The sequence below is a fragment of the Thioalkalivibrio sp. ALMg11 genome, assembly GCF_000377905.1.
In the GTDB taxonomy this organism is placed as follows: Bacteria; Pseudomonadota; Gammaproteobacteria; order Ectothiorhodospirales; family Ectothiorhodospiraceae; genus Thioalkalivibrio.
Window position 1 is genome coordinate 40144 of sequence record NZ_KB898879.1, and the last position, 26529, is coordinate 66672.

The window sequence follows — 26529 nt, forward strand, 5'->3', positions numbered from 1 at the left end:
GTAAGAAAGTGAACAAGCCGAAGATCATCGTCTCCGCCACGGACATGGAGCGCCTGGACAAGCTGCTGGAATCGCTTCCGGATGGCAGTTTTCCCGGCAAGGCCGATCTCGAGTCCGAACTGGATCGCGCGGATGTCGTGAATTCGCACGATGTCCCGGGTTCGGTGGTGACGATGAACTCGAAGGTCCGGTTCCGGGTGATCGAGTCCGGCGACGAGTTCTCGATGACACTGGTGTACCCGCGTGATGTGGACGAGAGTGGTGGCACGCTGTCGATCCTGGCGCCGGTGGGCAGTGCGTTGCTGGGCCTGTCCGAGGGCGAGGAGATTGAATGGCCGCGCCCGGGCGGGGGGCAGATGCACGTGCGGATCGTGGAGGTCGAGTACCAGCCGGAGCGTGCGGGCGAGTACCACCGCTGACACGGCGGCCCCCCCTCAGCCCCAGTAGCCCTGGCGATACCACTGGCCGCTGCGCAGGCAGCGGTACAGCCAGAGTCGGCGGCCCTGCCGGTCGCGGGTCCGGGCGTAGTCGCGGCGCGCATCCTGGCCTTGGTCCCACCAGCCGTCTTCCAGCCGCCCCAGCCATTGGGGCTGGTCGGGGGGCGCGGCGGGTTCGGGGCCCTGTAGCCAGAGGGCGGTTCCGCAGGCCCGCTGACCCGGGGTTGGAGCGGCAGGGTCCGGGGTGGCGGCGAGATCGTGCCGCGGCCTCTGGGCATCCTCCGGCCTCGGTGTGCGGTGATTGACCAGACGGGCGACGGCCTGCTCGCCCAGCCGGGCGCGCAGGCGGGCCAGCACCGCGGGTAGCTGATCCGCCGGTGGTGTACTCGCCGGATCCTCGGCGAGCAGGCTGTTGCCCCGGGCCGGCGGGTCCAGCAGGCGGGGTGCCTGCAGGCGCAGGCCGATGACCGCGGCCGGCAGGGTCTCGCGATCCAGACGGGTCTGCCACAGGGGCAGCCACTCGCCGGCGCGGATGCCCGGCTGTCCGCGTTCCAGCGAGAGGCGGGTGCGCCCCTCGCGGTGGGCCAGTTCCAGTGTCATCCCCTGCAGGCTGCGGTTCAGGCCGCGCAGCTGCGCCTCGGCCTGGCGCAGCAGGCGTTTTAGCGGGAAGGCCAGGGCCGCCGTGGCGTGGATCTCGTGCTCCAGTCGCAGGGACAGGTCCAGCACCGGGGGTGGCGCAAAGCGGGGCAGGGTCTCCGCGCGCCGCGCCAGCAGTCGGTCCAGCAGGTCCAGCAACTCCGGTCCGTGGCGTCGGGCCAGCTCGGGGCGCGACAGGCGCAGAAGATCGCCCAGCTGGCGCAGGCCCACGGCGCGCAGACCCTCGCGGGTCGCGGCGGCCAGCGGCAGGGCCTCCAGCGGCACCGGAGACAGGATGCGGCGCAGGGCCTCGGGGTCTTCCGCGATCGCGGGGTTGCGCAGGCGGGCCAGAAGGCGGGCGGCGGCGGGGCTGCGGGCCAGTCCGATACGGGGATGGAAGCCCAGTTCGGTCAGGGTGTCCCGCGCCTGGTCGCGCAGGGTCTCGAGGCCGCCGAACAGGCGGCGGCTGCGCCCGACCTCGACCAGGATGCGTTGTGCCTCCGGCTCCGGGTGTACGTGGTCGGAAAACTGTAGCAGTACGCCGGCCAGCATCTTCAGCTGGGCCCGCAGGGCGTCCGGGTCATGCTCGACCAGTTCCGGGGTATCCAGCACCGCCAGCGCATCCCCCAGCGCCATGCCGGGGCGGGCACCCGCCTGACGCGCGGCGCGGTTGGCGGCGTGCACCCGGGGGGCGGGACTGGACTCTACCACCAGCAGGGGGCGCTGCAGCCGCGCGGGATCCGGCTCCGCCCGGGCCAGGGCCTCCAGCGCGAGGTGTGGCAGGTCGATCGCCATCCAGTGTTCCTGCCGCGGCCGGGCGTCGCGGGTGGCGGTGTGCGTCTCCGGTGGCCGGGGTGCGGTCGCGGGCGTGGCTGCGGCCGGAAGCAGGCTCAGTTGCTGTCGGGCCGGTTCCGGGGGTATGGCCGCACGCGAGGGACGGGCAGGCTGGCCCATCTCAGGCCTCCGGCGGTTCGGGAACCTGCAGGGGGTGGCCGGAGCGGGCCCAGTGGCCCGCCCCCTTCAGGCAGTGCAGTTCCAGGCCGGAGTCTGCGGGCTGCCAGCGCAGGCGCTGGTGGGCCGGCGAGGGCTGTGCCGCGGCGTTTGGTGGCCGGTACAGGATCGCGCAGGCCCGGCTCTCGCTGGCGGCCAGACGCAGCCGGCGCAGCAGAGCCGTCTCCACGGGGCCGCTCAGCCAGGCGAGCAGGACGCCAAAGGCGGGGTCACGCAGGCACTGCTCGCCGGCCCACAGGGTGTCGCGATCGTGCTCGGTATGGATCAGCAGGACCCGCTCCGGCGGGATGCCGAGTGTCTGCCAGCCGGGCAGCCAGGGCGTGGCCGGCGGTGCGATCAGCGCGATCCAGTAGCCGTCGCGGCCGCAGGCGGCGAGCATGGGGACCAGCAGCCGGGTCTCGCCGCAGCCGAACGGGGCGCCCAGCAGTTCGATCAACTGGCCGCGGGGCCAGCCGCCGCCCAGGGCCCGGTCCAGCTCGGCATGGCCGCTGGGCCAGACCGGGGCATTCGGGGCCGGAGCCGCACTGCGGCCGCGCCAAAGCGCCGGGTGGTCGAGCAGGGTATCCAGCGCGCTCATGGCTTAGGGAAACACTGATTCATGTACACGCTCGCGCTCGAGTCGCTTTTGCGTGCGAACAAGGCGCGGTGACTGCCGTGCAGTCATTCTGCACAAGGGAACCGCAACGCCGTTCCCACGCCCGTTTTCATCAACAATGGGCGGCCGAGCCCCTGCATTCAATGGCTTGTGGGGTTGGCGCCCCAGGTTCCCCGATCCTGCGTTGCGCCCCGAATCCATCAAAAACGGGCGGGTAGAACCACTACCCGCTGCGCACCGCGCCTTGTCTCGGAAAACCTGGGGTGCCAACGCGAGTGTGTACATGAGTCAGTGTTTCCCTAGGCCTGTGGGTCGAGATCGCGCAGCACGCCCACGCCGATCCCCTCGATGGCCAGTTCCTGGCGCTCGAGGTCGATCTCGATGGGGGCGAAGTCGGGGTTCTCCGGGAGCAGGCGCACCTTCGGGCCGTCCTGGGCGAAGCGCTTCACGGTGACCTCGTCCTCGATGCGGGCGACCACGATCTGGCCGGCCCGGGCCTCGGGGGTCTGGCGCACGGCCAGCAGGTCGCCGTCGAGGATGCCGGCGTCGCGCATGCTCTCGCCGTGCACGCGCAGGAGATAGTCCGGGCGGGCGCGGAACAGGGCGTCGTCGACCCGGTAGTGGCGCTCGATATGCGCGGTGGCGAGGATCGGCGAGCCGGCGGCGACGCGTCCGATCAGGGGGAGTTCAGCCGGTGCGCCACGGGCGGCACCGGGCAGGCGGATGCCGCGGGAGGTACCGCCCAGCAGCTCGATCGCGCCTTTCTTCTCCAGGGCCTTCAGGTGGCACTCGGCCGCGTAGGGCGAGCGGAAGCCGAAGGCCCGTGCGATCTCGCTGCGGGTCGGTGCCGTGCCCTGCGTGGCGATGGTCTCGGCGATGTAGTCGAAGATGGCTTGCTGGCGTGCAGTGAGCGACACGGGGTGCCCTCCGATAACTGTTTATATATACAGTATAGGGGTGGCTCGCCGGAGGGCAAGGGCGATTGCACCACAGAGGACACGGAGATCACGGAGAGGGAAGGTGATTCTTGGTTGGAACGACTCCTTGGCTGGCCGCCCCTGCATGGCTGGATTCCCGCGTTTCGATCCCGTCGTAGGATGCTGTTGAGCGAAGCGAAACGCATCAATCCGGGAACCTGGCCACCCTGGGATGGCTACACGATGCGATTCGCTTCGCTCATCACATCCTACCGGCCCTCGACCTTCTTCGTGCCTTCGTGGTCCATCCGTCCTGCCTCTTGAGGTGGTGCTCAGGTGGGGGTGTAGTCCAATGGCAGGGCGGTGCGGTCGACCACACGGCGGAGCACGAAGCTGGAGTGCACGCTGTCCACGCCCTCCAGCCGGGTGATCCGCCGCAGCAGGAATTCCTGGTAGGCATCCATGTCGGGGACGACCACCTGCAGCATGTAGTCGGCGGACTGGCCGGTGATCAGGTAGCAGTGCTGGACCTCGGGGTAGCTCGCCACGGTCTCCTCGAAATGGGCGAAACGTTCCGGGGTGTGGCGGTCCATGCCGATATGGATCAGGGCGGTCAGTTCCAGGCCCAGGCTGCGCCGGTCCAGCAGGGCTACACGGCTCAGCAGGACGCCCGCCTGCTCCAGCGCGCGCACCCGCCGCAGGCAGGGGGAGGGGCTGAGCCCCACGCGATCCGCCAGGGCCTGATTGGACAGGCTCGCATCCTCCTGGAGGATCTCGAGGATGCGGCGGTCGTAGCGGTCGAGTCGGTGCGGTTCGGGTTTCATGGGGTAAATATTGCGCGATAACGGCTTTGTTGCGCAAGGATAGTGCGCAACTATTGCGTTCGTAGGGAAAAACGCAAGGTTATGCCGGGTGCAATGCGTTAGGATAATGCACAGAGAGAAATCCGGTATGCCGCACACGGCCAACAGGCCGCGCCGCACCCGAACAGGAGACGAACACGATGGCCTTCGATCACACCAAGTACGCCCCGTTCCCGCCGATCGACAAGTCCGATCGCCGCTGGCCGGCGCAGCAGACCACTGTCGCCCCGCGTTTCTGCGCGGTGGATCTGCGTGATGGCAACCAGGCGCTGGTGCACCCGATGAGCGTGGAACAGAAGATGCGCTTCTTCGATGTGCTGGTGGGGATCGGTCTGACCGAGATCGAGATCGGCTTCCCGGCCGCCTCGCAGATCGACTACGACTTTACCCGCCGCCTGATCGAGGAGGACCGTATCCCCGAGGGCGTGTACATCCAGGTGCTGACGCAGGCGCGCGAGGACCTGATCGCCAAGACCTTCGAGGCGCTGAAAGGGGCCCCGCGCGCGGTGGTGCACGTGTACAACTCCACCAATCCGGCGCAGCGCGAGCAGGTTTTCCGCATGGACCGCGACGGCGTGCGCGGCATCGCCGAAAACGGCGCACGCTGGGTGCGCGATCATGCGGCGAAGTACCCGCAGACCGACTGGATCTTCCAGTACTCGCCGGAGAGCTTCTCTACCACCGAGCTGGATTTCGCGGTCGAGGTGGTCGATGCGGTGAACGCCATCTGGCGCCCGGATCAGGGCCAGAAGGTGGTGATCAACCTGCCGGCCACGGTCGAGTCCGCCACGCCGAACGTCTTCGCCGACCAGGTCGAATGGTTCTGCGATCAGGTGCAGTACCGCGAGCACTTCTGCATCTCGCTGCATACGCACAACGACCGGGGCACCGGCGTGGCCGCGGCCGAACTGGGCCTGCTGGCCGGGGCCGACCGTCTGGAGGGCACGCTGTTCGGCAATGGCGAACGCACCGGCAACATGGATCTGGTCACCGTCGGCATGAACCTGTACTCGCAGGGCATTGACCCGACCATCGATCTGTCCGATATGGAGCGGCTGATGGACGTGTACAAGGAGTGCACCGACATGCCCATCAACCCGCGCCACCCGTGGGCGGGCGAGTTGGTCTACACCGCCTTCTCCGGCAGCCACCAGGACGCGATCCGCAAGGGCCTGGCGCATTACAAGGAGAAGGGAGACCACTGGAACGTGCCGTACCTGCCGATCGATCCGAGCGATCTGGGCCGGCGTTACGAGGAGGTTGTGCGCATCAACAGCCAGTCCGGCAAGGGCGGCGTGTCGCACGTGCTGGAGCGCGACTACGGCATGGAGTTGCCGCGCTGGCTGGCGATCGAGTTCGCCCGCATCGTGCAGAAGGATGCCGAGACCTCGCAGATCGAGGTCTCCTCGAAGCGCATCCACGAGCTGTTCGAGCAGCACTACCTGACGCCGGTTACCGGCTGGGATCTGGTGCGCTACGAGATCGAGAAGGACGGCCCGGTGGTGCGGCTGGATGCGACCATGGGCCCGCCCGGGCGTGAATCCCGCCTGCGGGGCGAGGGCCACGGCGCGGTCGCGGCGCTGACCTCCGCCATGCAGGCCGAGCGCGGCGTACAGGTGAAGGTCACCCACTTCGACGAGCACGCGATGGAGTCCGGCACCGAGGCCCGCGCCATGGCCGCCGTGGATGTGCAGGTTGATGGCGAACGCTCCGTGGGTGTCGCCCTGGGCGAGGACACCACGGCCGCCACGCTGCAGGCTGTGCTGAACGCCACCGGCCGTCGCCTGGGCGAGCGCGCCGTGGAGCCAGCCGCCGTCAACGCCTGAGCCCAGCCAAGTCCCCGAACCCATGTTGGGCCCGGGGTCTCGTAGGGTGCGTTGAGCAAAGCGAAACGCACCGTTGTATCGGGGCGCGTGTGCGCGTGATGCGATTCGCTTCGCTCATCGGCATCCTACGGCGGGGTTTGATGCCGGAGGCGTCAGAATCGACGAACGGACAGCCCCATCGATGAAGCCGCGTCCGCGAGGACGTTGTTTGCGGTGGCGATTACTGGAATCTCATGGTGACGCGCGGTGGCGATGTGCAGTGCGTCCAGCGTCCGCAATGGGTGTTCGGGATAGCGGGTGATCAGGTTGGTCGCTTCGTCGAACAGTGAGTCGTCGAAGGGATAGAGTTGTAACGAGGTGCTGGAAATGTCGTCCTGGAAGGTGGCGAAGATAATCGTTTCCAGCTCCTGCGATAGCTCCCCCATGCGTCGGCGTCGTGCGAGCAGGGACCGCAGTTCGGTCGCTACCAGGCGGCTGATGATCGCGACGTCGACGCCCTGCAGATAGTCGACGAAGGCCTCGGATCCCGGTTCGTTCAAGTACCACTTGGCCAGGGCACTGGTGTCGAGGTAGCTCCGTTCATCCGCGCTCGTCACGCTCTTCCCTCAGGAGGGTTTCCGAAGGAACCAGTGGTCCGGTTCGCTGGCGAAGTTCGTGGTGGTCGGGGCGCTGGCGCCCGCGACGAACGGGCAGGACCCGTGCAATGGGCTTTCCGTGACGGGTGATGGTGATTTCCCCGGACGCCTGGACGATTTCGTCCAGATGCCCAATGGAGGCTCGCATCTCGCGGACGTTAAGCTCTTTCATGGTGTCACCCTCAAATGTGCTTCACATATCGATATTGAAGCACGCCGCCGTGTGTTCGGCAATGACAAGGCCGAGTTGGGCGCAAAGGCGTCTACCGGACGCGTTTCTCCAGCATCGTCTGCATGCGGGTCAGGCGTTCCTGGAGCTTGAGCGTTTCCTGCTGTATTCCGTGGATCTCCGCATGCAGGGCCTGGTTCTCCTCGTGCACGCTGTCGTGGATCATCTGCTGCTCGATCTCGATGGCGCGGTCATGCATGCGCTGCATGGCATCCACGATGATCGCGATGAACAGGTTCAGTACGGTGAACGTGGCGATCAGGATGAAGGGTACGAAGAACATCCAGGCCCAGGGGTATACCTCCATCACCGGGCGCGCGATGTCCTCGGACCAGCCCTCTAGCGTCATCACCTGGAACAGGCTGTACATGGTGGAGCCGAGGGTGCCGAACTTCTGCGGGAAGGACTCGCCGAACAGGCCGGTAGCGATGATCGCGAACACGTAGAAGATCAGCACCAGCAATCCCATGATGGAGATGATGCCGGGGATCGCCCGCAGCAGCGCCTCCACGATGAATCGCAGCTTCGGCACCATGGAGACCAGGCGCAGCAGACGCAGCACACGCAGCACCGAGAACGGCCCGGCGGCCGGGATCAGCGCGATCCCCACCACGAAGAAGTCGAACACATGCCACGGGTTGCGCCAGAAACGCAGGCGATAGACGAACAGCTTGGCCAGCACCTCGGCGGTGAAGATCGACAGGATGATGGCGTCCGCGCTCAGGATCACCGGACCCATCCAGCCCATTACGGTGTCCGAGGTCTCGAGCCCCAGCGTCAGGGCATTCAGCAGGATCAGGCCAATGATGAAGCGCTGGGTCAGCCGGGCCTCGATAAAGTGTTCCAGGCGCGCGCGCAGCGTGGGGGTTTCGCTCATGGTGTCGAAGGTCGTCGCAGTGCTTGGGGACGCGCAAGAGTAGGGTAAAGCATGGATTCCGGCAATCGCGGGTGCACAAGCACGCGCCACTTCGGAGTGCCGGGTAGAAGGCACGAATGGACAGCCCCCGGGGAACGGAAGGAGAGTGCGGATGTGGGATGAACGTTACGCCGAGGACGACTACGTCTACGGCACCGAACCGAATGATTTTCTGCGTGCGGCGGTGGCCAACGTGCCGCGCGGCCGGGCCCTGTGCCTGGCCGAGGGGGAGGGCCGCAACGCGGTGTTCCTGGCGCAGCAGGGGTTCGACGTGCTGGCGGTGGACAGCTCCGCGGTCGGGCTGCAGAAGGCCCAGCGCCTGGCCGGGGACCGAGGTGTGCAGATCGAGACCCTGGTGGTGGATCTCGCCGACTACGCGATCGAGCCGGACTCCTGGGACCTGATCGTGTCGATCTTCTGCCATTTGCCGCCCGGGATTCGGCGCCGTCTGCATGCCGGGGTGGTCGCGGGCCTGCGCCCGGGTGGGATGTTCATCCTCGAGGCCTACACCCCGAAGCAACTGGAATGGGGCACGGGAGGGCCGCCCGCCGCGGAGTTGATGATGACGCGGGACGCGCTGATCGAAGAGCTGGACGGGCTGGAATTCGAAGAAGCAGTGGAGCGCGAACGCGACGTGATCGAGGGGCGTCTCCACACCGGGCGCGGAGCGGTGGTGCAGGTTCTGGCGAACAAGCCGCCGCAGGACTGGGGCTAGGGGCGCGTGTTCCTGGGTTGCCGCACCCGGTTCAGAGCGGTGCGGGCGGGACGGCGACACCGGCCTCGCGCAGCCAGTTTCCCAGGGTGATCAGCGGTAGACCCACCAGCGCCGTCGGGTCGTCGCCGCTCATGCGCGCGAACAGGCTGATGCCCAGCCCCTCGGACTTGAAGCTGCCGGCACAGTCCAGCGGCTGGTCCAGGGCAACGTAGCGCCGGATCTCCTCGGGGCTCAGCTCGCGGAAGGTCACGGTGAACGGAACCTGGCCCGTCCGCACCTTCCCGGTGGCAGTGTCCAGCAGGCACAGGCCGGTGTGGAAGGTCACCGTTTCCCCGGACAGTGCCGCGAGTTGCACCTCGGCGTGGACGCTGTCGCCGGGCTTGCCGAGGACATGCCCGGCGTGGCTGGCGTTCTGGTCGGAGCCGATGACGAGATGGTCGGGATATACATCGGCGACCGCCCGGGCCTTGGCCTCGGCCAGGCGCGCCACCATCGCCTCGGGCAATTCATGCGCCAGAGGGGTCTCGTCCACCGCCGGGCGCGCGGTCTCGAATGGCAGATGCAGCCGCTCCAGCAGTTCGGCGCGATAGCGCGAGGTGGAGGCGAGCACCAGTTTGCGTGTTGTATCAGCCATCGTCGCCGTCGATCTCGATCAGGGCATCGTCCGGGTTGGCGGCGGCCCCCTTGGTAACGTTCACCGCGGTGACCGAGCCGGATACGGGTGCGGCGATCTCGGATTCCATCTTCATCGCCTCTAGCACCAGCACCGGCTGCCCGGCTTCCACGTTGTCGCCCTCGGCCACCAGCACGTCGATGATGGTGCCGGGCATGGAGGTGGTGACGTCGCCCGGCCGGGTCGCGCGGCGCGACTTCTTGCCTCCGCTGCCCCCGCGGCTGCGTTCGACGCCGCCGTTGCTGGCGGTCTCGATGCTGTCCAGGGTCTCGATCTGGACCTCTTCCGGCATCCCGTCGACCGTCACGTACATCGGGCGCGTGTCCTCCCGGTGGTGGCCGGACCCGTTCACCTGGATGTGATAGGTCTCGCCGTGGAAGGTGACGTTGAACTCCACCGGGGCCGGGCAGCCGGCCTGGGTGTTCTCCGGCAGGTTGAGCGGTTCCGGGTTGAGCGTGCCGTCGCGGCGCTGCTCCAGAAATTGCCGTCCTACTTCGGGGAACAGGGCGAAGGTCAGGACATCCTCCGGTCCCCGGGCGAGATCCCCGATCTCGCGGGTCAGGGCGCCCATCTCCGGCTGCAGCAGGTCGGCCGGGCGGCAGTCGATGACGTCGGCATTGCCGATGGCCTGTTGCCGCACGACGCTGTTGATCGGGCCGGGCGCGCGGCCGTAGTGCCCGGTCAGGTACTGCTTCACCTCGTTGGTGATGGTCTTGTAGCGCTCCCCGGCGAGCACGTTCATCACCGCCTGGGTGCCGACGATCTGCGAGGTGGGGGTTACCAGCGGTGGGTAGCCGAGGTCCTCGCGTACCCGCGGGATCTCTTCCAGCACCGCGTCGAAGCGATCCAGCGCGTTCTGGTCGCGCAGCTGATTGGCCAGGTTGGAGATCATCCCGCCGGGCACCTGGTTGATCTGCACGCGCGTGTCGACGCCGGTGTATTCGCTCTCGAAGCGCTGGTACTTCTTGCGCACCTCGTGGAAGTACAGCCCGATCTTCTGCAGCGCGACCAGGTCCAGGCCGGTGTCGTGCTCGGTACCGGCCAGGGCGGCGACCATGCTCTCCGTCGGCGGGTGGCTGGTGCCCCCGGCGAAGGCCGAGATCGCGGTCTCGATATGCCGGCAGCCGGCCTCTATGGCTTGCCAGTGGCACAGCTCGGACAACCCCGATGTGGCGTGCGCGTGCAGGTGGATCGGCACGTCCAGGGCGTCGACCAGCTCGGTCACCAATTCATGGGTGGCGCTGGGGGTGAGCAGCCCGGCCATGTCCTTGATCGCGATGCTCTGCGCGCCCATGGCGACCAGCTCGCGGCCAAGAGCAACGAATTCGGCGGCCGAGTGCACCGGCCCGGTGGTGTAGCACAGCGTGCCCTGGGCATGGCCGTCGGCCTCGCGCGTTGCCTCGATTGCGGTGCGCAGGTTTCGCGCGTCGTTCATCGCGTCGAAGATACGGATGATGTCGATCCCGCCCGCGACCGAGCGCTCGACAAAGGCGCGCACCACGTCGTCTCCGTAGTGGCGATAGCCGAGCAGGTTCTGCCCGCGCAGCAGCATCTGCAGCGGGGTGTTCGGCAGCGCGGCCTTCAACTGATGCAGGCGCTCCCAGGGATCCTCCTTGAGAAACCGCACGCAGGCGTCGAAGGTTGCGCCGCCCCAGGCCTCCAGCGAGTGGAAGCCGATGGCATCCATCTGCTCGCAGATCGGCAGCATGTCCTCGGTGCGCATGCGCGTGGCGATCAGGCTCTGGTGGCCGTCGCGCAGGGTGACATCGGTGATGTGAACTCGATCCATGGTCAATCCGGTGTCGGGGGTTATAACCCGTGGTGGGCGGCGAGGGCGGCGGCGACCGCCACGGCCAGCTGGCGGTCCGAGCGCTTGCTGGGGGACTGCGTCAGTTCCGGGTGGGCCGCGACAAACCCGGTATCGAAGTGCCCGCTGCGGAAGATCGGGTGGGCGACGATCGCGAGGTGGAACGGGATCGTCGTCTTGACCCCGAACACGCCCATATCCCGCAGGGCACGATTGGCGCGGGCCAGCAGGTCGTCCCATTCAAGGGCCCAGCAGATCAACTTGGCGCACATCGAGTCGTAATGCGGCGGGATGGTGTAGCCGGTGTAGATCGCGCCGTCGGTGCGCACGCCCGGGCCGCCCGGGGCGAAGTAGCGGGTGATGCGACCGAAGCTCGGCAGGAAGTCGTTCTTCGGGTCTTCCGCGTTGATGCGGAATTCCATGGCATAGCCGCGGCGGGTGATCTGGGACTGCTCGTAACGCAGCGGCTCGCCGGCGGCGATGCGCAGTTGTTCCTGCACGATGTCGACCCCGGTGATCATCTCCGTAACCGGATGTTCTACCTGAAGCCTCGTGTTCATCTCCATGAAATAAAAGGAATCGTCCGAGTCCATGAGGAACTCGACGGTGCCCGCGTTCTGGTACCCGACCGCGAGCGCCGCCCGCACGGCCAGTTCGCCCAGATACTGCCGTTGCGTCTCATCCAGCTGCGGCGACGGGGCGATTTCCACCAGCTTCTGGTGGCGGCGCTGCACCGAGCAGTCGCGCTCGAACAGGTGGATTGCATGGCCGTGGGCATCGCCGAGTATCTGCACCTCGATGTGCCGCGGATTGACCACGGCTTTCTCCAGGAAGATCTCGGTACTGCCGAAGGCGCGGGTGGCCTCGGAGCGCACGCGCTCGAAATTGTGCTCCAGGGCGGCGGCATCCTCGCACAGTCGGATCCCGCGCCCGCCGCCGCCATTGGTGGCCTTCAGCATCACTGGGTAGCCGACGCGTTCGGCGACCTCGAGCGCGGCCGAGACGTCGGCGAGGTTGCCCTCGGAGCCGGGTGTGACCGGTACGCCGGCCTCGATCATCGCTTGGCGCGCGGCGACCTTGTCGCCCATGCGGCGGATCACCGAAGCGTCGGGCCCCACCCACGTCAGGTTGCGTGCCGCGCAGGCCGCGGCAAAGTCGGGATTTTCGGAGAGGAATCCGTAGCCCGGGTGCACCGCGTCGCATCCGGCGGCGCGCGCGACGCTGATCAGGCGATGGATGCTGAGATAGCCGCCCATGGAGTCCGGGCCGATGGCATAGGCCTCGTCGGCCTTCTTCACGTGCAGGGCGTGGCGGTCGGCGTCGGTGTAAACCGCGACCGAGATGATCCCCATTTCGCTGCATGCCCGGATCAGGCGCACGGCGATTTCGCCCCGGTTGGCAATGAGCAGCTTGCGAATCAAACGGAAGGCCCCGGGCAGGTCGATGACAACCCGAGTATCGACGTCGTTTGGGGCGGCTGCAAGTTTCTGTTTCGCTTTGACAGATCGCGCTCGCGCGCGTATATTCCGCGCCCTTGCAACCGAGCCGTTTATGAGTCGCATCCCCGTTTCTCTTGACCCGTGGCAACCGCGTGCGCGGCACCTGGAATTCGAGGGTGACCTGCGTGCAGAAGAGCTGCCGCGGTTACGTGCCGATGCCCTGCCGGGGCACCCGCTGCGGGTGCACGCGCGATTCCTGCTGGAACGCGGGGCGCTGGACGAGATACGGCTGAGCGGGACGATTACCGGCGAGCTGTGGCAGACCTGCCAGCGCTGCCTGCAGCCGATGGCATGGGAGTTCTGCCTCGAACCGGATGCCGTGCTGCTGCCGCCGGAAGGCACTCCGGCCGGCATGAGCGAGGGCGATGACTTTGTCGCTCTCGAGGCGGACGGCCTGCTGCGCCCCGCGGCATGGGTCGAGGAAGAGGTCCTGCTGGCGTGGCCGCTGGTGCCGCGCCATGCGGACTGCGAGCCCGCCGCCGGGGCCGAATTCGAGGAAGGCGAGGGCGCCGAAAATCCGTTCGCGGTGCTCGAACAACTCAAGAAGGGCGGCCCGGACCGGGGCGGCTCATGACGTGAGCGCCGGCCGGGGCATTGTCCGGGCCGAACCGTTATACTTGCGCCCGCTTTGACACCGGGCTCACTCCCGTCGTCACGGGATTTTGATCAATCTGGAGATGCATCATGGCTGTTCAGCAACGCCGCAAGACTCGTTCCAAGCGCGACATGCGCCGCTCCCACGACAGTCTGACGGGCGCCACCCTGTCCACCGACTCGACCACCGGCGAGATCCATCGTCGTCACCACATGACCCCGGATGGCTTCTATCGCGGTCGTCAGGTGATCCAGCAGGCCGTCGAAGTCGACGAAGACGAAGATTAAGGTCCAGGGAATGACTGTCCCGGGGCCACGGCTGCGTTTGCGCCGTGGCCTTTCCGCGTTTGAATACGGCCGCATTGCGGTCGTCCGTCGGGCCCGAGCATGACTGCCAGTTTTACCATCGCACTGGACGTGATGGGCGGCGACTACGGTGCGTCCGTCATCCTTCCGGCTGCGCGCCGTTCACTGAAGGTCGCAGACGATTTCCGCCTGCTGCTGGTCGGTGACCAGGAGACCGTCGAGTCCGGGATATCCGGCTGGTCCGCGAGCGAACGCGAGCGGGTCGAGATCGTGCATGCCAGCCAGGTGGTCGGCATGGACGAGCTGCCGGCCGTGGCCCTGCGGACCAAGCGCGACTCCTCCATGCGGGTAGCCATCGACCAGGTGAAGAACGGAGTCGCCCAGGCCTGCGTCTCCGCCGGCAACACCGGTGGGCTGATGGCCACCGCACGTTACGTCCTGAAGACCCTTCCCGGCATCGACCGCCCGGCCATCGCGACGGCCCTGCCGTCGATGAAGGGGCATACCCACATGCTCGACCTGGGCGCCAATGTGGATGTCGAGGCCGCGCATCTGTATCAGTTCGCGGTGATGGGATCGGTTCTGGCGAATGCCGTGGACGGCCTGGAGGCCCCGCGGGTCGGTCTGCTGAACATCGGCTCCGAGGCGATCAAGGGCAATGACCGCGTGCGCGAGGCCGGCCGTATGCTGGAGGCGTCCAGCCTCAACTACATCGGCTTTGTCGAGGGCAACGACGTCTACTGTGGTGATGTGGACGTGGTGGTCTGTGACGGCTTTGTCGGCAACGTCGCGCTGAAGATTAGCGAAGGCGTGGCCAAGATGATCTCCTCCAACATGAAGGCGGAGTTCGGTGCATCGGTATTTTCTCGACTGTCCGGCCTGTTCGCACTGCCGGTCCTGCGCCGGATCCGCCATCGCTTCGACCACCGCCGCTACAACGGGGCCTCTCTCCTGGGCCTGCAGGGCGTGGTGATCAAGAGCCACGGCAGCGCCGATGAACTGGCCTTCGAGCACGCGATCCGCATTGCCCGCATCGAGGCCGAGGCGAACATCTCCAATCGCATCGACAAGCAGCTTGGCCAGCTCCTGGGCCAGGAGACAAGCGAGTGAAGCATGCACGCATCAGCGGTACCGGGAGCTATCTGCCCGAGCGCATCCTGACCAATGCCGAGCTGGAGGCGATGGTCGATACCTCGGATGCCTGGATTCGCGACCGCACCGGAATCCGCGAGCGGCACATCGTCGCCGAGAACGAGGTCACCTCGGATCTCGCGCTGAAGGCCGCCGAACGCGCAATGGACGCCGCCGGCATCCGCGCCGCCGATCTCGACCTGATCCTGGTGGCGACCACCACCCCCGACCAGATCTTCCCCAGCACCGCGTGCATCCTGCAGGCCAAGCTGGGCGTGGGGGGCTGCCCGGCCTTCGATATCCAGGCGGTCTGCAGCGGGTTCGTGTACGCCCTGGCCACCGCCGATCGTTTTATGCAGAGCGACGAGATCCGCCACGTGCTGGTCGTGGGGGCGGAGACGCTCTCGCGCATTACCGATTACACCGACCGCGGGAACTGCATCCTGTGGGGCGACGGTGCGGGTGCCGTGGTCCTGTCGCGTTCGCCGGACCCGGGCATCATCTCCACGCACCTGCATGCGGACGGCCACCACAAGGGCCTGCTGGAGGTTCCCGGTGGTGTGTCGCAGCCAAGCGACAACCCGGATCTCGACTTCATTCGCATGGAGGGCCGGGCGGTCTTCCGCGTGGCCGTGAATACCCTGGACCAGATCGTCGACGAGACCCTGGAGTACAACGGGATCGACAAATCCGAGCTGGACTGGCTGGTGCCGCACCAGGCGAACATCCGCATCATCCAGGCGACCGCGAAGAAGCTGAACATGTCCATGGACAACGTCGTGGTCACGGTGGATCGCCACGGCAACACCTCCGCCGCGTCGATCCCGCTGGCATTGGATACCGCCGTGCGCGACGGTCGCATCAAGAAGGGCGACCTGATCCTGACCGAGGCCTTTGGCGGCGGCTTCACCTGGGGTTCCGCGCTCATCCGGATGTAACCGGGGTTCGTCACGGATAACCCGGATGCGTCATCGCGAGGCGCGCAGTGCCGTGGCGATCTCCCGGGGGGCTCCCCGGCGTCCTAGGGAAACACTAAGGAGCATTCGGCATGGGCCGCGAGATCGAACGCAAATTCCTGCTGGCCAGTGATGCCTGGCGTGACCGCGTCGTGCGTGCGCAGCGTATGCGCCAGGGCTACCTGTGCGGCAACGACCGCGCGTCCATCCGCGTGCGAGTGGACGAGGGCGGTGCCAACCTCAACATCAAGAGCGCGACCCTCGGCGTGGAACGCGACGAGTACCAGTACGACATCCCCGTCGACGAGGCCCATCGCCTGCTGGACACGCTGGCCGGCCCCCAGGTCGAAAAGACCCGCCACTGGGTGGATGTCGAAGGCTGGGAATACGAGATCGACGTGTTCGAGGGCGCCAATGCGGGCCTGATCGTGGCCGAACTGGAACTCCCGAGCAGCGATGCCGAGTTCCCGCGCCCCGACTGGCTGGGCGAGGAGGTCTCGCACGACCCGCGCTACTACAACACCGAGCTGGCACGGAACCCCTACCGCGAGTGGCCGGATGCCTCCTAGGGACACGTTGAGTAGTCCGCGCGAGATTTTCGCCGCGGACTGCCGCGCCTGTCCGCGGCTGGCGGGCTTTCTGGAGGATGTACGGGCGAAACACCCGGATTATCACGCCGCCCCGGTGGCGTCCTTCGGCGCACTGGACTCGCGGCTGCTGATCGTTGGCCTGGCGCCCGGCATGCACGGGGCCAATGCCACCGGGCGCCCGTTCACCGGCGACTACGCCGGCGTGCTGCTGTACCAGACCCTGCACGAACACGGCTTTGCCAGCGCGCCGGAGAGCGTGCGCGCGGACGACGAGCTGGAGCTGATCGACTGCCGCATCACCAACGCGGTCAAGTGCCTCCCGCCACAGAACAAGCCGACCACCGAAGAGATCCGCACCTGCAACGGTTTCCTCGCCGCCGAGATGGCGGCCATGCAGCCGCGCGTGATCCTGGCGCTGGGCAAGATCGCCCACGATGCCATCCTGCGCGCCAAGGGCCTGCCGCTGTCCAGTCTGCGCTTCGCCCACAGCGCCGAACACGAGCTGGATGCACACACCCGCCTGATCGACTCGTACCACTGCTCGCGCTACAACACCCAGACCCGCCGCCTGACCCCCGCCATGTTCGACGAACTCTTCGCCCGCATTCGGACTCAGCTCGGATAGTCATCCCGGTCAGGGATTCCAGTCTGTCCATCATTGCGAGGCGCCAAAGGCGCCGCGGTACAAAAGCGCGAAGCGAGTCATCTCCGAAGGTTGCCCCCGTATAGGCCCCGCCGATCCAGCGGATTGCCGCGGCGCCTTTGGCGCCTCGCAATGATGGACAGAGGATGACCGCCGCGGGGCGGGATGGCGTTGGGCGGGCGCGGGCTATGCCGGGCGGCGGGGGAGTTCCGGTATCCTGAAGGGATCATGAGTACCTCCGAGACCGGATTCGATCACAAGCGCTTTGTGCAGACGCTGACGCAGTCGCCCGGCGTGTACCAGATGCTGGATGCGTCGGGGAACGTGTTGTACGTCGGCAAGGCGCGCAACCTGAAGAGCCGGGTGCCGAGCTACTTCCGTGGGAGCGACGACCGCGGGCCGCGGATCCGCTCGATGGTGCGGCAGATCGCGGATATCCGTGTCGCGGTTACGCATACCGAGGCCGAGGCGCTGCTGCTGGAGGCCAATCTCATCAAGCGTCACCGGCCGCGCTACAACGTGCTGCTGCGCGACGACAAGAGCTACCCCTACATCTACGTCTCGAACCAGGAATACCCGCGCCTTGGGTTTCATCGCGGCGCGCGCAAGAAAGGCATGCGCTACTTCGGGCCGTACCCCTCGGCCGGTGCGGTGCGCGAGAGCCTGGCACTGCTGCAAAAGCTCTTCCAGGTGCGCCAATGCGAGGACAGCGTGTTCGCACACCGCTCTCGGCCCTGCCTGCAGTACCAGATTGGGCGTTGCACCGCGCCCTGTGTCGGCTATATCTCTCCGGAGGACTACGCGCGCGACGTCGAGGCGTCGGTCAAGTTTCTGGAAGGGAAGAGCGAGGCCGTGATCGAGGAGCTGATGGAACGTATGGAGGCGGCCTCGACGCGCCTGGACTTCGAGCATGCCGCTCGCCTGCGCGACCAGATCGCGCGGCTGCGCCAGATCTCAGAACAGCAGTTCGTCTCCGGCGGCGAGGGAGACGCCGACGTGTTTGCCCTCGCGCAGGAGGCGGGGACCTGCGCGGTGGAGATTTTCTTCGTGCGCAATGGGCAGAACCTGGGCAACAGCGAGCTGTTCCCGAACGTGCCGGAGGCGACCGAGACCGACGAGATTATGGCCGCGGTGCTGGCGCAGTACTACGCAGAACGCGAGCCGCCGGCGCGCATCCTGCTGTCGCACGAGCCGCAGGGCGCCGAGACCCTGGAGGCTTACCTGGCCGAACGGCGGGGCGGGAAGGTTGCCCTGGCCTGGTCGTTGCGCGGCGACCGCGCACGCTGGCTGGACATGGCGCGCCGCAATGCCGAACTGGCCCTGAAGACCCGGATTGCCAGCCAGGCCGGACAGACGGCGCGCCTGGATGCGCTGACCACCGAGCTGGGTCTGGAGGAGACGCCCAAGCGCATGGAGTGCTTCGACATCTCGCACACCAGCGGCGAGGGCACGGTGGCCTCCTGCGTGGTGTTCGGGCCGGACGGGCCGATCAAGTCGGACTATCGGCGCTTCAATATCGAGGGCATCGAGCCGGGCGATGACTACGCGGCGATGCATCAGGCGCTCAGCCGGCGGTTTGCGCGGCTGAAGAAGGGCGAGGGCCAGGAACCGGATATCCTGTTCATCGATGGCGGCAAGGGCCAGGTGACCCAGGCACTGAACGTGCTCGCGGATCTGGGGCTGGACCACATCAAGGTGGTGGGGGTGGCCAAGGGCGAGGGGCGCAAGCCGGGCATGGAAACCCTGATATTGAGCGGGGTAGAGGCGCCCTCTATACTCCCCACGCATTCTGGTGCGCTGCATTGGATCCAGCAGATCCGCGACGAGGCGCACCGCTTTGCGATTACCGGGCACCGCGCCCGCCGCGCGAAGGCGCGCAAGGAGTCCACCCTGGAGGCCATCCCGGGGCTGGGGCCGAAGCGGCGCAGCGCGCTGCTGAAGCACTTTGGCGGCCTGCGCGGGGTCAGCCGGGCCGGGGTCGAGGAGCTGACCAAGGTGCCGGGGATTCACCGCCGGCTCGCGCAGGCGATCTACGACCAGTTTCACGAGAGTTGAGCCACTGCCATGTTTCCCCAATTGCCCACCTGGCTGACCTGGTCGCGGATCGTGATGATCCCGCTGCTGGTGCTCGCGTTCTACAGCCTGTCCATGCCGCAGGGCGGGATCGTGGCGGCCATCATCTTCGCCCTGGCTGGTGTGACCGACTGGCTGGACGGCTATCTGGCACGGCGCTGGGAGGCGACGAGTCGCTTCGGGGCGTTCCTCGATCCGGTGGCGGACAAGCTGATCGTCGCCGCGGCCCTGGTGCTGGTGGTGGACCACAACCCCGAGCTCGGCATTGCGCTGGCCGCGATCGTCATCATCGGGCGCGAGATCGCGATCTCCGCGCTGCGCGAGTGGATGGCCGAGGTCGGTGGCAGCGCCAAGGTCGCGGTGTCGTGGGTGGGCAAGGTGAAGACCACCGCGCAGATGGTGGCGATCTTCCTGCTGCTGTGGGCCGAGCCCATTGTCGGCCTGCCCACCTTCGTGATCGGCGAGTGGCTGCTGTACCTGGCCGCCGCCCTGACGCTGGTCTCCATGATCCAGTACATGCTGGCGGCCGCGCGCTCGCAGTAGCCGGCGCGTGTGCCAGTCGGCATTTTGGAGGTGCACTGCAGCCACCTCTTGGAGGTACACTGCAGCCACCTCCCCGGTGCTGCGCGCGGACCGCCCATGCCCGTTTCCGATCTCGATCTCGACAACAGCCAGACCCTGGAGGCGCTCCAGGATCTGTTGCCGGGATTCGTCTATCAGCTGCGCATGACACCCGACGGGCATTTCGACTACCCCTACGTGGGCGAAGTCGCGGAGCGCTGGTTCGGCGTAGATCGGGAGGCCCTCAAGAAGGATGCAGGGCCGTTGCTGGACTGTATCCATCCCGAGGACCGCGAAGCGGTGATGCGGAGCACGATGGAGTCGGTCGAGCATTCGCAACCAAGGAACCGCGAGTTCCGCATGCAGTGCCGCGGCAACGCCGTGATCTGGCTTTCCGCCTATGACACGACGCGCCGGCTGGCGGATGGCACCCGCGTCTGGACCGGCTTTGCGACGGATATCTCCGCGAGCAAGGAGCTCGAGGCGTCCCTGCGCCAGAGCGAGGCACAGTTCCGCGCCTTGGTGGAGACGGCCAGCGACGTGATCTACTCGCTGCGCCCGGACAGGGTGTTCACCTACGTCTCGCCCAATTGGACTGAAAATCTCGGTTATCCGATCAGTGCCGCCATCGGCCACTCCATCGACGAGTATGTGGCCCCTGAGGATGTCCCCGCATGCGATGCCTTCCTGCAGCGAATCGCGGAGACCGGTCAGAAGGATAGCGGCATCGAATACCGCATCCGCCATCAGGACGGGTATTACCGCTGGCACACCAGTAGTGTCTCGCCGATGCTGGACGAGGAGGGTCAGGTGACGGCGTTTCTCGGCATTGCGCGGGATATCACCGAGCGCAAGGCGACCGATGCCCAGATGCAGCGCCTGGCCCATTACGATCCGTTGACCCAGTTGCCCAATCGGACCCTGTTTTACCAGATGCTCGACCACGAGCTGACCGGCGCGCGCCGCGAGGGCCAGCAGGTCGCATTGATGTTCGTGGATCTGGACGAGTTCAAGCCGGTCAATGACCAGCATGGTCACGCAGCGGGGGATCTGCTCCTGCGTCTGGTGGCCGGCCGGCTGTTGGGTTCCATAAGGGAGAGCGATGTGGCGGCGCGCATTGCGGGTGACGAGTTTGTGGTGATGCTGCCGCGCTTCCACTCGGTGGAGGAGAGCCGGGCGCAGGCCGCGGCAATCGGCGAGAAGATCCGGGCCGCGCTGGCCAAGCCGTTCGATTGCGCCGGACCCGAGGTGCAGATCTCCTGCAGTATCGGGATCGCCCTGTTCCCGCTGGATGCAACGGACGGGCCCGCCCTGTCGCGGGCGGCGGATGCGGCGATGTACGTGGCCAAGAATGCCGGGCGGAACCAGATGGTGGTATACGACCGGGCGGTGCACGGCGCGGAGGCGCTTGGCTACCGCGGGTATTGACCTGCCGGCAATCTGCGGTAGAATACGCGCCGTTGACGAAGAGCGGGAATAGCTCAGCTGGTAGAGCACAACCTTGCCAAGGTTGGGGTCGCGAGTTCGAATCTCGTTTCCCGCTCCAACAGATTCCTGAAACCCCGGTTCGCCGGGGTTTTCTGTTTTAGCCTCCGGAGATGCAACGGTGTCTCCCGGGCCTGAAACCACCCGATACAGGCTGGGTGGCAGAGTGGTTATGCAGCGGATTGCAAATCCGTGTACGCCGGTTCGATTCCGACCCCAGCCTCCATCATTGCAGTACCTGCGAAAGGCCGCCCCGAAGGGCGGCCTTTCGCGTTCTTGGTGCCGGTGCCCGCAGGGGCGAGGGTCACGCCGTGTTTGCGCCTGACGGCGGGCTGTGACCCTGCACCAGGCTCAGTCGAGGCGGTCCCGCCCGCGGCGGCCTCGTGTTGCAGTTGATGCCGGGACTCAAGTTGCGCCTCCAGCGCGCATTGGCGGGCATGGCATGCCATGGCACTATGCGAGCGTCGGTCTAGTCGAGAAAGTGTGGTGCGCGCAACGGATTGTCCCCAATCGACCCGAATCTGGTGGCCCCTGCGGGGGAGAGACACGCGCCGGGGCCTCGGCCTCTCGTTTCTTTGCCTGCTGTTTACGTTCTGGACGCCGTCCTCCGTGGCCTCCGAGCCGGATCTGCGCGTGGGCGTGTACGACAACGCACCCAAAGTCAGCGTGGACGAGCACGGGGAGGCCGACGGCCTGTTCGTCCGCCTGCTGGACTCGATCGCCAGCCGCGAGCATTGGCAGATCGAGTACGTCCCCTGCGAATGGGCGCAATGCCTCGCCGATCTGCGCGAGGGCCGGCTGGATCTGATGCCCGATGTGGCCCGGACCGACACGCGCGAGGCATTCTTCGACTTTCACCAGATTCCGGTGGTCCAGGGCTGGAGCCAGGTGTACGCGTTCCCGCAGTCCGGGTTCAGCAGCCTCGAATCCCTCGGATCCCGGCGCATTGCCGTGCTGGAGGGATCGGTGCAGGAAAGCCACCTGCGCCGGCAACAGATCCACAACCCGGATCTCGAGTACCAACTGGTTCCCTACAGCAATCTGCCAGCGGTACTGTCCTCGGTGCAGGAAGGCGAGGCCTCGGCCGCCGTCAGCAACAACTTCTACGGACGCCAGCACGCCCGCGCCCACGGGCTGGCGGAGACACCCATTACCTTCGGCCAGGCGGGCCTGCACTATGCGGCCAGGCCGGGGACCCAGGCGGACCGGCTGGCACTGATCGACGCCTACCTGGAGCGCTGGAAGCCGCTGGCGGGTTCGCCGTACCAGGAGGCTCTCGGGGCCACGTTGCTCGCGGAAGACGAACCGGGGCTGCCCGACTGGGTGCTGTGGATACTGCTCGTCGCGCTGGTGCTCGTTGTGCTGCTTGCGGTCACGGGCGTATTGCTGCGCTGGCAGGTGCGCCGGCGTACCCATGAGCTGCGCGCGGTCAACCAGCGCCTGGAGCATGTGCTGGGCAGTGGCCCTGCGGTGATCTATCAGCTTGACGCCCGTAGCTTCCGGCCCTTGTGGGTGAGTCCCAATCTGCAACGCCTGTACGGGATTGACCCGGCGAGTGCGATGCGCCCCGACTGGTGGGAAAACCAGTTGCACCCCGAAGACCGGGCAAACGCCCTGCGCGAGAACGAGCAGCTGCTGGAGGAGGGCGAGCTCGTTCGCGAATTTCGCCTGTTTGACGGCTGGGGCAAGCTGCGCCACGTGCGCGACGAGATGAGTGTGGTGTCGGGCAGCGGCGGGCAGGAGATCGTCGGCAGCTGGACCGATCTGACCGCCAGCATGGAGCAGAAGGAACAGCTGCGGCAGATGACGCACTACGACGCGCGCACCGGCCTGCCCAACCGCGCCCTGTTGCAGGACCGTCTGGGGCACACGGTGGAGCGCGCCATGGCGGACGGCGAGGCGCGCTGGATCGTGCTGATGGACCTGGACCGCTTCCGCAACGTGAACGAGACCCTGGGGACCGCGGCGGGGGATACCGTGCTGCAGGGCATTGCGCAGCGCCTGAGCCAGGCCCTGTCGCCCGAGGACACGGTAGCCCGCATCGGTGCCGACGAGTTCTGCCTGATCATCGAGCGCCCGCCCGAGGAAGCCCTCGGCACCTTCGTGCAGTCGCTGATCGATACGTTGCGAGCCCCCTTCGAGATCGCAGGGCGCTCGTTGGTACTCACGGCGAGTGTCGGTTTGGCGCGCTTCCCGGGCGACGGCCAGACCCGCGAAGAGCTCCTCACCGCCGCCGAGCTGGCGATGCAGGAGGCGCGGCGCCGGGGAGGGGACAGCTGGTGCGCCTACGACGCCGAGATGGGCACCCTGACCGAGCATCGGCTGTTCCTGGAAAACGACTTGCGGCAGGCCATCGTCAACCACGAGTTCGTGCTCCACTTCCAGCAGCAGTTCAACCTGGCCAGTGGCGAGTGCGTGGGAGTCGAGAGCCTGGTGCGCTGGAACCATCCGCACCGGGGCATGGTATCCCCCGCGGAGTTCATCCCGTTGGCCGAGGAGACCGGCCTGATCCAGGCGATCGATCGCTGGGTTCTGGAGGCCGCCTGCCGCCAGCTCGCGATCTGGGACGAGGCCGGCCGGGACATCCCGTTGATCGCCGTAAACCTGTCGGCGCGCGAGCTGCACGACGAGCAACTCGTCACCACCGTACGCGAGACCCTGGAGCGCTTCGCCATCGCGCCCGAACGCCTGGAGGTCGAGCTGACCGAAACCATGATCATGGAGTATCCGGAGCGTGCCCTGGCGGTCCTGCGCCGGCTGGACGGCCTCGGCGTGCGCCTGGCCATGGATGACTTCGGCTCCGGCTACTCGAATCTCGCGCACCTGCGCCGGCTGCCGCTGCACCGCCTCAAGGTCGACCAGTCGCTGGTGCGCGACATCGGCCACTCCCGCCACAACGAATCCATCATCCGCGCCATCATCGCGCTGGCCGCCGCCCTGGAACTGGACCTCATCGCCGAGGGCGTGGAGGAAGAACCCCAGCGCGCCTTCCTCCTGCGCGAAGGCTGCGCCATCGGCCAGGGCTTCCTGCTCCACCGCCCGGCCGCCGCCGCTGATCTGTTCCCCTGAGATCGGAGGTCTCAGTGTGTAGCGCCGAGATTCGATTCTCCGCAGAAGTCACTTGTCCGTGGCGTGGAAGCGGCCTGCTGGAGGATGGCTGGCGTCTTAAATGGGCTTAGGCTGCTAATCCCGGGTAAAGCTTCCGCGCAGCCGCGATTCCCCTCAGGTAGCGCGTCTGGCGAGCATCGCACCGCGCCGTGAGATGGGCCGGTGTCCCGAAGGTGCTGCCGAATTGCCGCAACAGGTGACTGGCCGCACTCATGAACGGATCGGGATCGATGTCCAGGCGCCCCAGTAGGGGGCGGGGCGTGATCGAGCTGCGTTCCGGAAGAATTTCGCTCACGAGCCTGACCAGCGTTGTCACGATGGTGACCTGATTGGTCAGTTAGAACGGCCACGAAAGATGATTACAGGCCCTTGGTTTAACGACAGATCTGCGGCACATAGCTTTGGTTTATACTGCCGACATTGCAGTGCCATCCGCCGATCTGAGCGGAACCGTTCTGGCGTTCCTTGACCATCGTCTCGCCGTCGAGAAGCCCGTTCCGGAAATTGCTGTACGTCCAGCACGCCCGAAGACACGTAGCATCCGCTCAAGATTCCGTTGTAAAGGTCTAGAAATCCATCGGTTTCCTTGGGTCGGACCGTGCTGGCGTGGATGTCTGCGACTGCCGTCCGAAGGCCGCTAGTTATGGTAAAGGCTTCGGTGGCCTGGGTGTGGCTCTGATATGCAGGAAGAGAAATTGACTCCAGAATGCCGATGATGGCCACCGGGATCATGAGTTCGATAAGCGTAAAGCCGCGTGCTGAAGGGTCCACGCGTGGTTCCCTATCGGGTACGAAATTTCTGAATCTGCAGGCGAGTGTGAGGCCAATGAGCTTCTCCGGTTGTCGAACGCTGAAGCGGGGTAGAACCCTCCGTCGCCTTTCGCATCGTCTCCCACTGTGTGTCGACCGGATGTACCGGATGTACTGGGTGCCGGACCGTTCAGTTCTAAGTTGACACCCAAACCTCACAAGGTTTTCCCTTCTCCATGATGATCAGTCTCATCCAGGATACCTATCGCCCGCTCCGAAAATACCTCAACAACTCCTTCTGGATCATGGGGGAGAAGGTGGTGGGGCTGGGCATGGCTTTCGTGGCGACAGTGTTTGTCGCCCGGTATCTGGGCCCGGAGAATTTCGGTTCGCTGGCGTACGCGTTGTCCCTTGCCGCCTTGTTTGCGGCTGCGGGGCATATGGGGCTTCATGGGCTAATTGTCCGCGAGATCGTCAAGGATGAATCGGGGCGTGCGGAGACCCTTGGTACCTCGGCTGTGCTCAAGTTGCTGGGGATGGGGACGGGGTACGTCGTGCTACTGACCTACGCTGTTGCATATGAGGGCCTCGGCAGCACTGAGTTTTACTTGATCGCCATTGCAGGGGCTGCCTTGTTGTTTCGGCCGCTAGACGTGGTTGATTTCTGGTTTCAGGCGTTTGTGCAGGCACGGTATGTCGCCTTCGCCCGAGTGTCCTCGCACGTCGCGGCCACCGCATTGTTGCTGGGGTTGGTGGTCGCCGGTGCGAGACTGGAGTATTTCGCGACGGCACAAGTGCTTCAAGCCGTAGTAGCAGCCTTGTTGCTGCTTCTCTTCTTCCGACTCAAGGCCGAACTCCGTGTTACCCATTGGCGCTTCAGTTGGTCTCGTGCGAAGGAGCTACTGAGTCAGGGCTGGCTCATCTACTTGGGATCGGTCTTCGCGGTTATCTACCTGAAGGTCGATCAGGTGATGCTCCGGTGGCTGGCGGATACTCAGGAAGTGGGGCAGTACGCAGTGGCGGCTCAGCTTTCCGAGGCCTGGTACTTTGTTCCTGCGGCGATTGTTGCGTCGTTCTTCCCCAAGCTGATCAAGCTGCGCGAGCAGGGCGAGGCGTTGTTCTACCACCGGCTCCAGCAATTGTTTGACGCGCTGTTCATGATTGGACTGGTCGTGGCAGTCGTTATGACGTTGGCCGCGCCCTGGATCATCGCGTTGTTCTTCGGGTCGGAGTACGGAGCGAGCGCCTCGATTTTGGTGATTCACATCTGGGCTGCCATCTTCATCTTCATGCGTGCAGCATTCTCGAAATGGATTCTCATTGAGAACGCTCTTTATTTTTCGATGTTTACGCAGGGCATGGGTGCCCTAGCCAACGTGCTTCTGAACTACCTCATGATTCCCATGCATGGGGGCATCGGCGCTGCCTACGCAACACTTGTCTCCTATGCGGCCGCGTCCTTTTTCTCACTTTTCTTCTACGAGCGGACGCGCGCTGTCTTCTGGCAGATGGCGTGGGCGACCCTCGCCCCCATCAGGTATCCCTTTCTACTTGCGCGCACACGATAAAAGAA

Annotated in this window: 25 protein-coding genes, 2 tRNA genes and 1 pseudogene; 16 read left to right on the forward strand and 12 right to left on the reverse strand. The window is 66.1% G+C overall.

The genetic code is table 11. The features are described 5' to 3' along the window. Nucleotides 1-8: 8 nt before the first annotated feature. Nucleotides 9-419, forward strand: coding sequence for a nucleoside diphosphate kinase regulator (gene rnk, locus D578_RS0113125; RefSeq protein ID WP_018950398.1), 411 nt, complete (start codon nt 9-11; stop codon nt 417-419). Between the two features lie 15 nt (nt 420-434). Here rnk and D578_RS0113130 read toward each other — a convergent pair whose 3' ends face one another. The 4 genes from D578_RS0113130 to D578_RS0113145 form a co-directional block, all read right to left on the reverse strand. Continuing rightward, entirely contained in the window at nt 435-1868 is a 1434-nt protein-coding gene (locus D578_RS0113130; RefSeq protein ID WP_018950399.1) for a DNA polymerase Y family protein, read from the reverse strand. 160 nt (nt 1869-2028) lie between these two features. Then, nucleotides 2029-2661 (reverse strand): translesion DNA synthesis-associated protein ImuA, encoded by a 633-nt coding sequence (imuA, locus tag D578_RS0113135; protein ID WP_018950400.1) that lies wholly within the window; start codon nt 2659-2661, stop codon nt 2029-2031. Between the two features lie 317 nt (nt 2662-2978). Then, nucleotides 2979-3596 (reverse strand): transcriptional repressor LexA, encoded by a 618-nt coding sequence (lexA, locus tag D578_RS0113140; protein WP_018950401.1) that lies wholly within the window; start codon nt 3594-3596, stop codon nt 2979-2981. Between the two features lie 332 nt (nt 3597-3928). Beyond that, nucleotides 3929-4420 (reverse strand): Lrp/AsnC family transcriptional regulator, encoded by a 492-nt coding sequence (locus tag D578_RS0113145; protein WP_018144171.1) that lies wholly within the window; start codon nt 4418-4420, stop codon nt 3929-3931. A 179-nt stretch (nt 4421-4599) separates the two neighbouring features. On the opposite strand from D578_RS0113145, the gene D578_RS0113150 reads away from it, so the two are divergent. Beyond that, a complete protein-coding gene (locus D578_RS0113150; RefSeq protein WP_018950402.1) occupies nt 4600-6285 on the forward strand; it encodes a 2-isopropylmalate synthase in 1686 nt (561 codons plus the stop codon). Between the two features lie 152 nt (nt 6286-6437). On the opposite strand, the gene D578_RS0113155 is transcribed toward D578_RS0113150, so the two are convergent. The 3 genes from D578_RS0113155 to D578_RS0113160 all read right to left on the reverse strand — a co-directional run bounded on the left by D578_RS0113155 (nt 6438) and on the right by D578_RS0113160 (nt 8026). Next, nucleotides 6438-6881, reverse strand: coding sequence for a type II toxin-antitoxin system VapC family toxin (locus D578_RS0113155; RefSeq protein WP_018950403.1), 444 nt, complete (start codon nt 6879-6881; stop codon nt 6438-6440). Beyond that, nucleotides 6865-7092, reverse strand: a complete 228-nt coding sequence (locus tag D578_RS15685) for a type II toxin-antitoxin system Phd/YefM family antitoxin (RefSeq protein ID WP_018938068.1) — start codon at nt 7090-7092, stop codon at nt 6865-6867. Before D578_RS15685 ends, D578_RS0113155 begins: the two co-directional genes overlap by 17 nt. 91 nt (nt 7093-7183) lie before the next feature. After that, nucleotides 7184-8026 (reverse strand): ion transporter, encoded by an 843-nt coding sequence (locus tag D578_RS0113160; protein ID WP_018950404.1) that lies wholly within the window; start codon nt 8024-8026, stop codon nt 7184-7186. A gap of 151 nt (nt 8027-8177) precedes the next feature. Between D578_RS0113160 and D578_RS0113165 the strand changes: the two genes are divergently transcribed. Continuing rightward, a complete protein-coding gene (locus D578_RS0113165; RefSeq protein ID WP_018950405.1) occupies nt 8178-8780 on the forward strand; it encodes a bifunctional 2-polyprenyl-6-hydroxyphenol methylase/3-demethylubiquinol 3-O-methyltransferase UbiG in 603 nt (200 codons plus the stop codon). 31 nt (nt 8781-8811) lie between these two features. On the opposite strand, the gene D578_RS0113170 is transcribed toward D578_RS0113165, so the two are convergent. The 3 genes from D578_RS0113170 to D578_RS0113180 are packed head-to-tail and all read right to left on the reverse strand — an operon-like array spanning nt 8812 to nt 12681. Further along, entirely contained in the window at nt 8812-9414 is a 603-nt protein-coding gene (locus D578_RS0113170) for a nucleoside triphosphate pyrophosphatase (protein WP_018950406.1), read from the reverse strand. Continuing rightward, a complete protein-coding gene (gene oadA / locus D578_RS0113175) occupies nt 9407-11242 on the reverse strand; it encodes a sodium-extruding oxaloacetate decarboxylase subunit alpha (protein ID WP_018950407.1) in 1836 nt (611 codons plus the stop codon). Before oadA ends, D578_RS0113170 begins: the two co-directional genes overlap by 8 nt. Before the next feature lie 20 nt (nt 11243-11262). Then, entirely contained in the window at nt 11263-12681 is a 1419-nt protein-coding gene (locus D578_RS0113180; RefSeq protein ID WP_018950408.1) for an acetyl-CoA carboxylase biotin carboxylase subunit, read from the reverse strand. 130 nt (nt 12682-12811) lie between these two features. Between D578_RS0113180 and D578_RS0113185 the strand changes: the two genes are divergently transcribed. The 12 genes from D578_RS0113185 (at nt 12812) to D578_RS0113240 (ending at nt 24167) form a co-directional block, all read left to right on the forward strand. Next, a complete protein-coding gene (locus D578_RS0113185) occupies nt 12812-13333 on the forward strand; it encodes a DUF177 domain-containing protein (RefSeq protein ID WP_018950409.1) in 522 nt (173 codons plus the stop codon). Between the two features lie 110 nt (nt 13334-13443). After that, nucleotides 13444-13641 carry a 50S ribosomal protein L32 gene (gene rpmF / locus D578_RS0113190; protein ID WP_018950410.1) on the forward strand — a complete coding sequence of 66 codons (198 nt, stop codon included), beginning with the start codon at nt 13444-13446 and terminating at the stop codon, nt 13639-13641. A gap of 99 nt (nt 13642-13740) precedes the next feature. Next, complete coding sequence (gene plsX, locus D578_RS0113195) at nt 13741-14769, forward strand: phosphate acyltransferase PlsX (protein WP_018950411.1); 1029 nt, start codon at nt 13741-13743, stop codon at nt 14767-14769. Next, nucleotides 14766-15728, forward strand: a complete 963-nt coding sequence (locus tag D578_RS0113200) for a beta-ketoacyl-ACP synthase III (RefSeq protein WP_018950412.1) — start codon at nt 14766-14768, stop codon at nt 15726-15728. The genes plsX and D578_RS0113200 overlap by 4 nt, the downstream gene beginning before the upstream one ends. A 110-nt stretch (nt 15729-15838) precedes the next feature. Next, complete coding sequence (locus tag D578_RS0113205; protein ID WP_018950413.1) at nt 15839-16315, forward strand: CYTH domain-containing protein; 477 nt, start codon at nt 15839-15841, stop codon at nt 16313-16315. Next, nucleotides 16305-16961, forward strand: coding sequence for a uracil-DNA glycosylase (locus D578_RS0113210; RefSeq protein WP_026289351.1), 657 nt, complete (start codon nt 16305-16307; stop codon nt 16959-16961). The genes D578_RS0113205 and D578_RS0113210 overlap by 11 nt, the downstream gene beginning before the upstream one ends. A 246-nt stretch (nt 16962-17207) precedes the next feature. Continuing rightward, nucleotides 17208-19034, forward strand: a complete 1827-nt coding sequence (uvrC, locus tag D578_RS0113215; protein ID WP_018950415.1) for an excinuclease ABC subunit UvrC — start codon at nt 17208-17210, stop codon at nt 19032-19034. Between the two features lie 9 nt (nt 19035-19043). Further along, on the forward strand, nt 19044-19595 hold the full coding sequence (gene pgsA, locus D578_RS0113220; RefSeq protein ID WP_018950416.1) for a CDP-diacylglycerol--glycerol-3-phosphate 3-phosphatidyltransferase: 552 nt from the start codon (nt 19044-19046) through the stop codon (nt 19593-19595). A 96-nt stretch (nt 19596-19691) separates the two neighbouring features. Next, nucleotides 19692-21041: a sensor domain-containing diguanylate cyclase gene (locus tag D578_RS0113225; protein ID WP_018950417.1), complete on the forward strand. Its 1350-nt coding sequence runs from the start codon at nt 19692-19694 to the stop codon at nt 21039-21041. Nucleotides 21042-21083: 42 nt separating this feature from the next. Next, nucleotides 21084-21159: transfer RNA gene (locus D578_RS0113230), tRNA-Gly, on the forward strand. A gap of 91 nt (nt 21160-21250) precedes the next feature. Continuing rightward, nucleotides 21251-21324 (forward strand) — tRNA-Cys (locus D578_RS0113235). Nucleotides 21325-21731: 407 nt separating this feature from the next. Then, entirely contained in the window at nt 21732-24167 is a 2436-nt protein-coding gene (locus D578_RS0113240) for an EAL domain-containing protein (RefSeq protein ID WP_026289352.1), read from the forward strand. Between the two features lie 106 nt (nt 24168-24273). Here the strand turns inward: D578_RS0113240 and D578_RS16200 are convergent. Beyond that, a pseudogene (locus D578_RS16200) lies at nt 24274-24459 on the reverse strand (transposase); the annotation flags it as partial. An 80-nt stretch (nt 24460-24539) separates the two neighbouring features. Beyond that, nucleotides 24540-25175, reverse strand: coding sequence for a prepilin-type N-terminal cleavage/methylation domain-containing protein (locus D578_RS16320; RefSeq protein ID WP_369772761.1), 636 nt, complete (start codon nt 25173-25175; stop codon nt 24540-24542). 17 nt (nt 25176-25192) lie between these two features. On the opposite strand from D578_RS16320, the gene D578_RS0113245 reads away from it, so the two are divergent. Then, nucleotides 25193-26524, forward strand: coding sequence for a flippase (locus D578_RS0113245; protein ID WP_018950419.1), 1332 nt, complete (start codon nt 25193-25195; stop codon nt 26522-26524). The last annotated feature ends 5 nt before the right edge of the window (nt 26525-26529 follow it).

What these genes read in the sequence shown, in the direction of transcription:
- D578_RS0113185 (WP_018950409.1), top strand. Translation starts at nt 12,812, where the DNA reads ATGAGTCGCATCCCCGTTTCTCTTGACCCGTGGCAACCGCGTGCGCGG.
- oadA (WP_018950407.1), bottom strand. Translation starts at nt 11,242, where the DNA reads ATGGATCGAGTTCACATCACCGATGTCACCCTGCGCGACGGCCACCAG.
- uvrC (WP_018950415.1), top strand. Translation starts at nt 17,208, where the DNA reads ATGAGTACCTCCGAGACCGGATTCGATCACAAGCGCTTTGTGCAGACG.
- D578_RS0113205 (WP_018950413.1), top strand. Translation starts at nt 15,839, where the DNA reads ATGGGCCGCGAGATCGAACGCAAATTCCTGCTGGCCAGTGATGCCTGG.
- rpmF (WP_018950410.1), top strand. Translation starts at nt 13,444, where the DNA reads ATGGCTGTTCAGCAACGCCGCAAGACTCGTTCCAAGCGCGACATGCGC.
- D578_RS0113210 (WP_026289351.1), top strand. Translation starts at nt 16,305, where the DNA reads ATGCCTCCTAGGGACACGTTGAGTAGTCCGCGCGAGATTTTCGCCGCG.
- D578_RS15685 (WP_018938068.1), bottom strand. Translation starts at nt 7,092, where the DNA reads ATGAAAGAGCTTAACGTCCGCGAGATGCGAGCCTCCATTGGGCATCTG.
- imuA (WP_018950400.1), bottom strand. Translation starts at nt 2,661, where the DNA reads ATGAGCGCGCTGGATACCCTGCTCGACCACCCGGCGCTTTGGCGCGGC.
- D578_RS0113130 (WP_018950399.1), bottom strand. Translation starts at nt 1,868, where the DNA reads ATGGCGATCGACCTGCCACACCTCGCGCTGGAGGCCCTGGCCCGGGCG.
- D578_RS0113145 (WP_018144171.1), bottom strand. Translation starts at nt 4,420, where the DNA reads ATGAAACCCGAACCGCACCGACTCGACCGCTACGACCGCCGCATCCTC.
- pgsA (WP_018950416.1), top strand. Translation starts at nt 19,044, where the DNA reads ATGTTTCCCCAATTGCCCACCTGGCTGACCTGGTCGCGGATCGTGATG.
- D578_RS0113225 (WP_018950417.1), top strand. Translation starts at nt 19,692, where the DNA reads ATGCCCGTTTCCGATCTCGATCTCGACAACAGCCAGACCCTGGAGGCG.
- plsX (WP_018950411.1), top strand. Translation starts at nt 13,741, where the DNA reads ATGACTGCCAGTTTTACCATCGCACTGGACGTGATGGGCGGCGACTAC.
- D578_RS0113170 (WP_018950406.1), bottom strand. Translation starts at nt 9,414, where the DNA reads ATGGCTGATACAACACGCAAACTGGTGCTCGCCTCCACCTCGCGCTAT.
- D578_RS0113165 (WP_018950405.1), top strand. Translation starts at nt 8,178, where the DNA reads ATGTGGGATGAACGTTACGCCGAGGACGACTACGTCTACGGCACCGAA.
- D578_RS0113245 (WP_018950419.1), top strand. Translation starts at nt 25,193, where the DNA reads ATGATGATCAGTCTCATCCAGGATACCTATCGCCCGCTCCGAAAATAC.
- D578_RS0113160 (WP_018950404.1), bottom strand. Translation starts at nt 8,026, where the DNA reads ATGAGCGAAACCCCCACGCTGCGCGCGCGCCTGGAACACTTTATCGAG.
- D578_RS0113150 (WP_018950402.1), top strand. Translation starts at nt 4,600, where the DNA reads ATGGCCTTCGATCACACCAAGTACGCCCCGTTCCCGCCGATCGACAAG.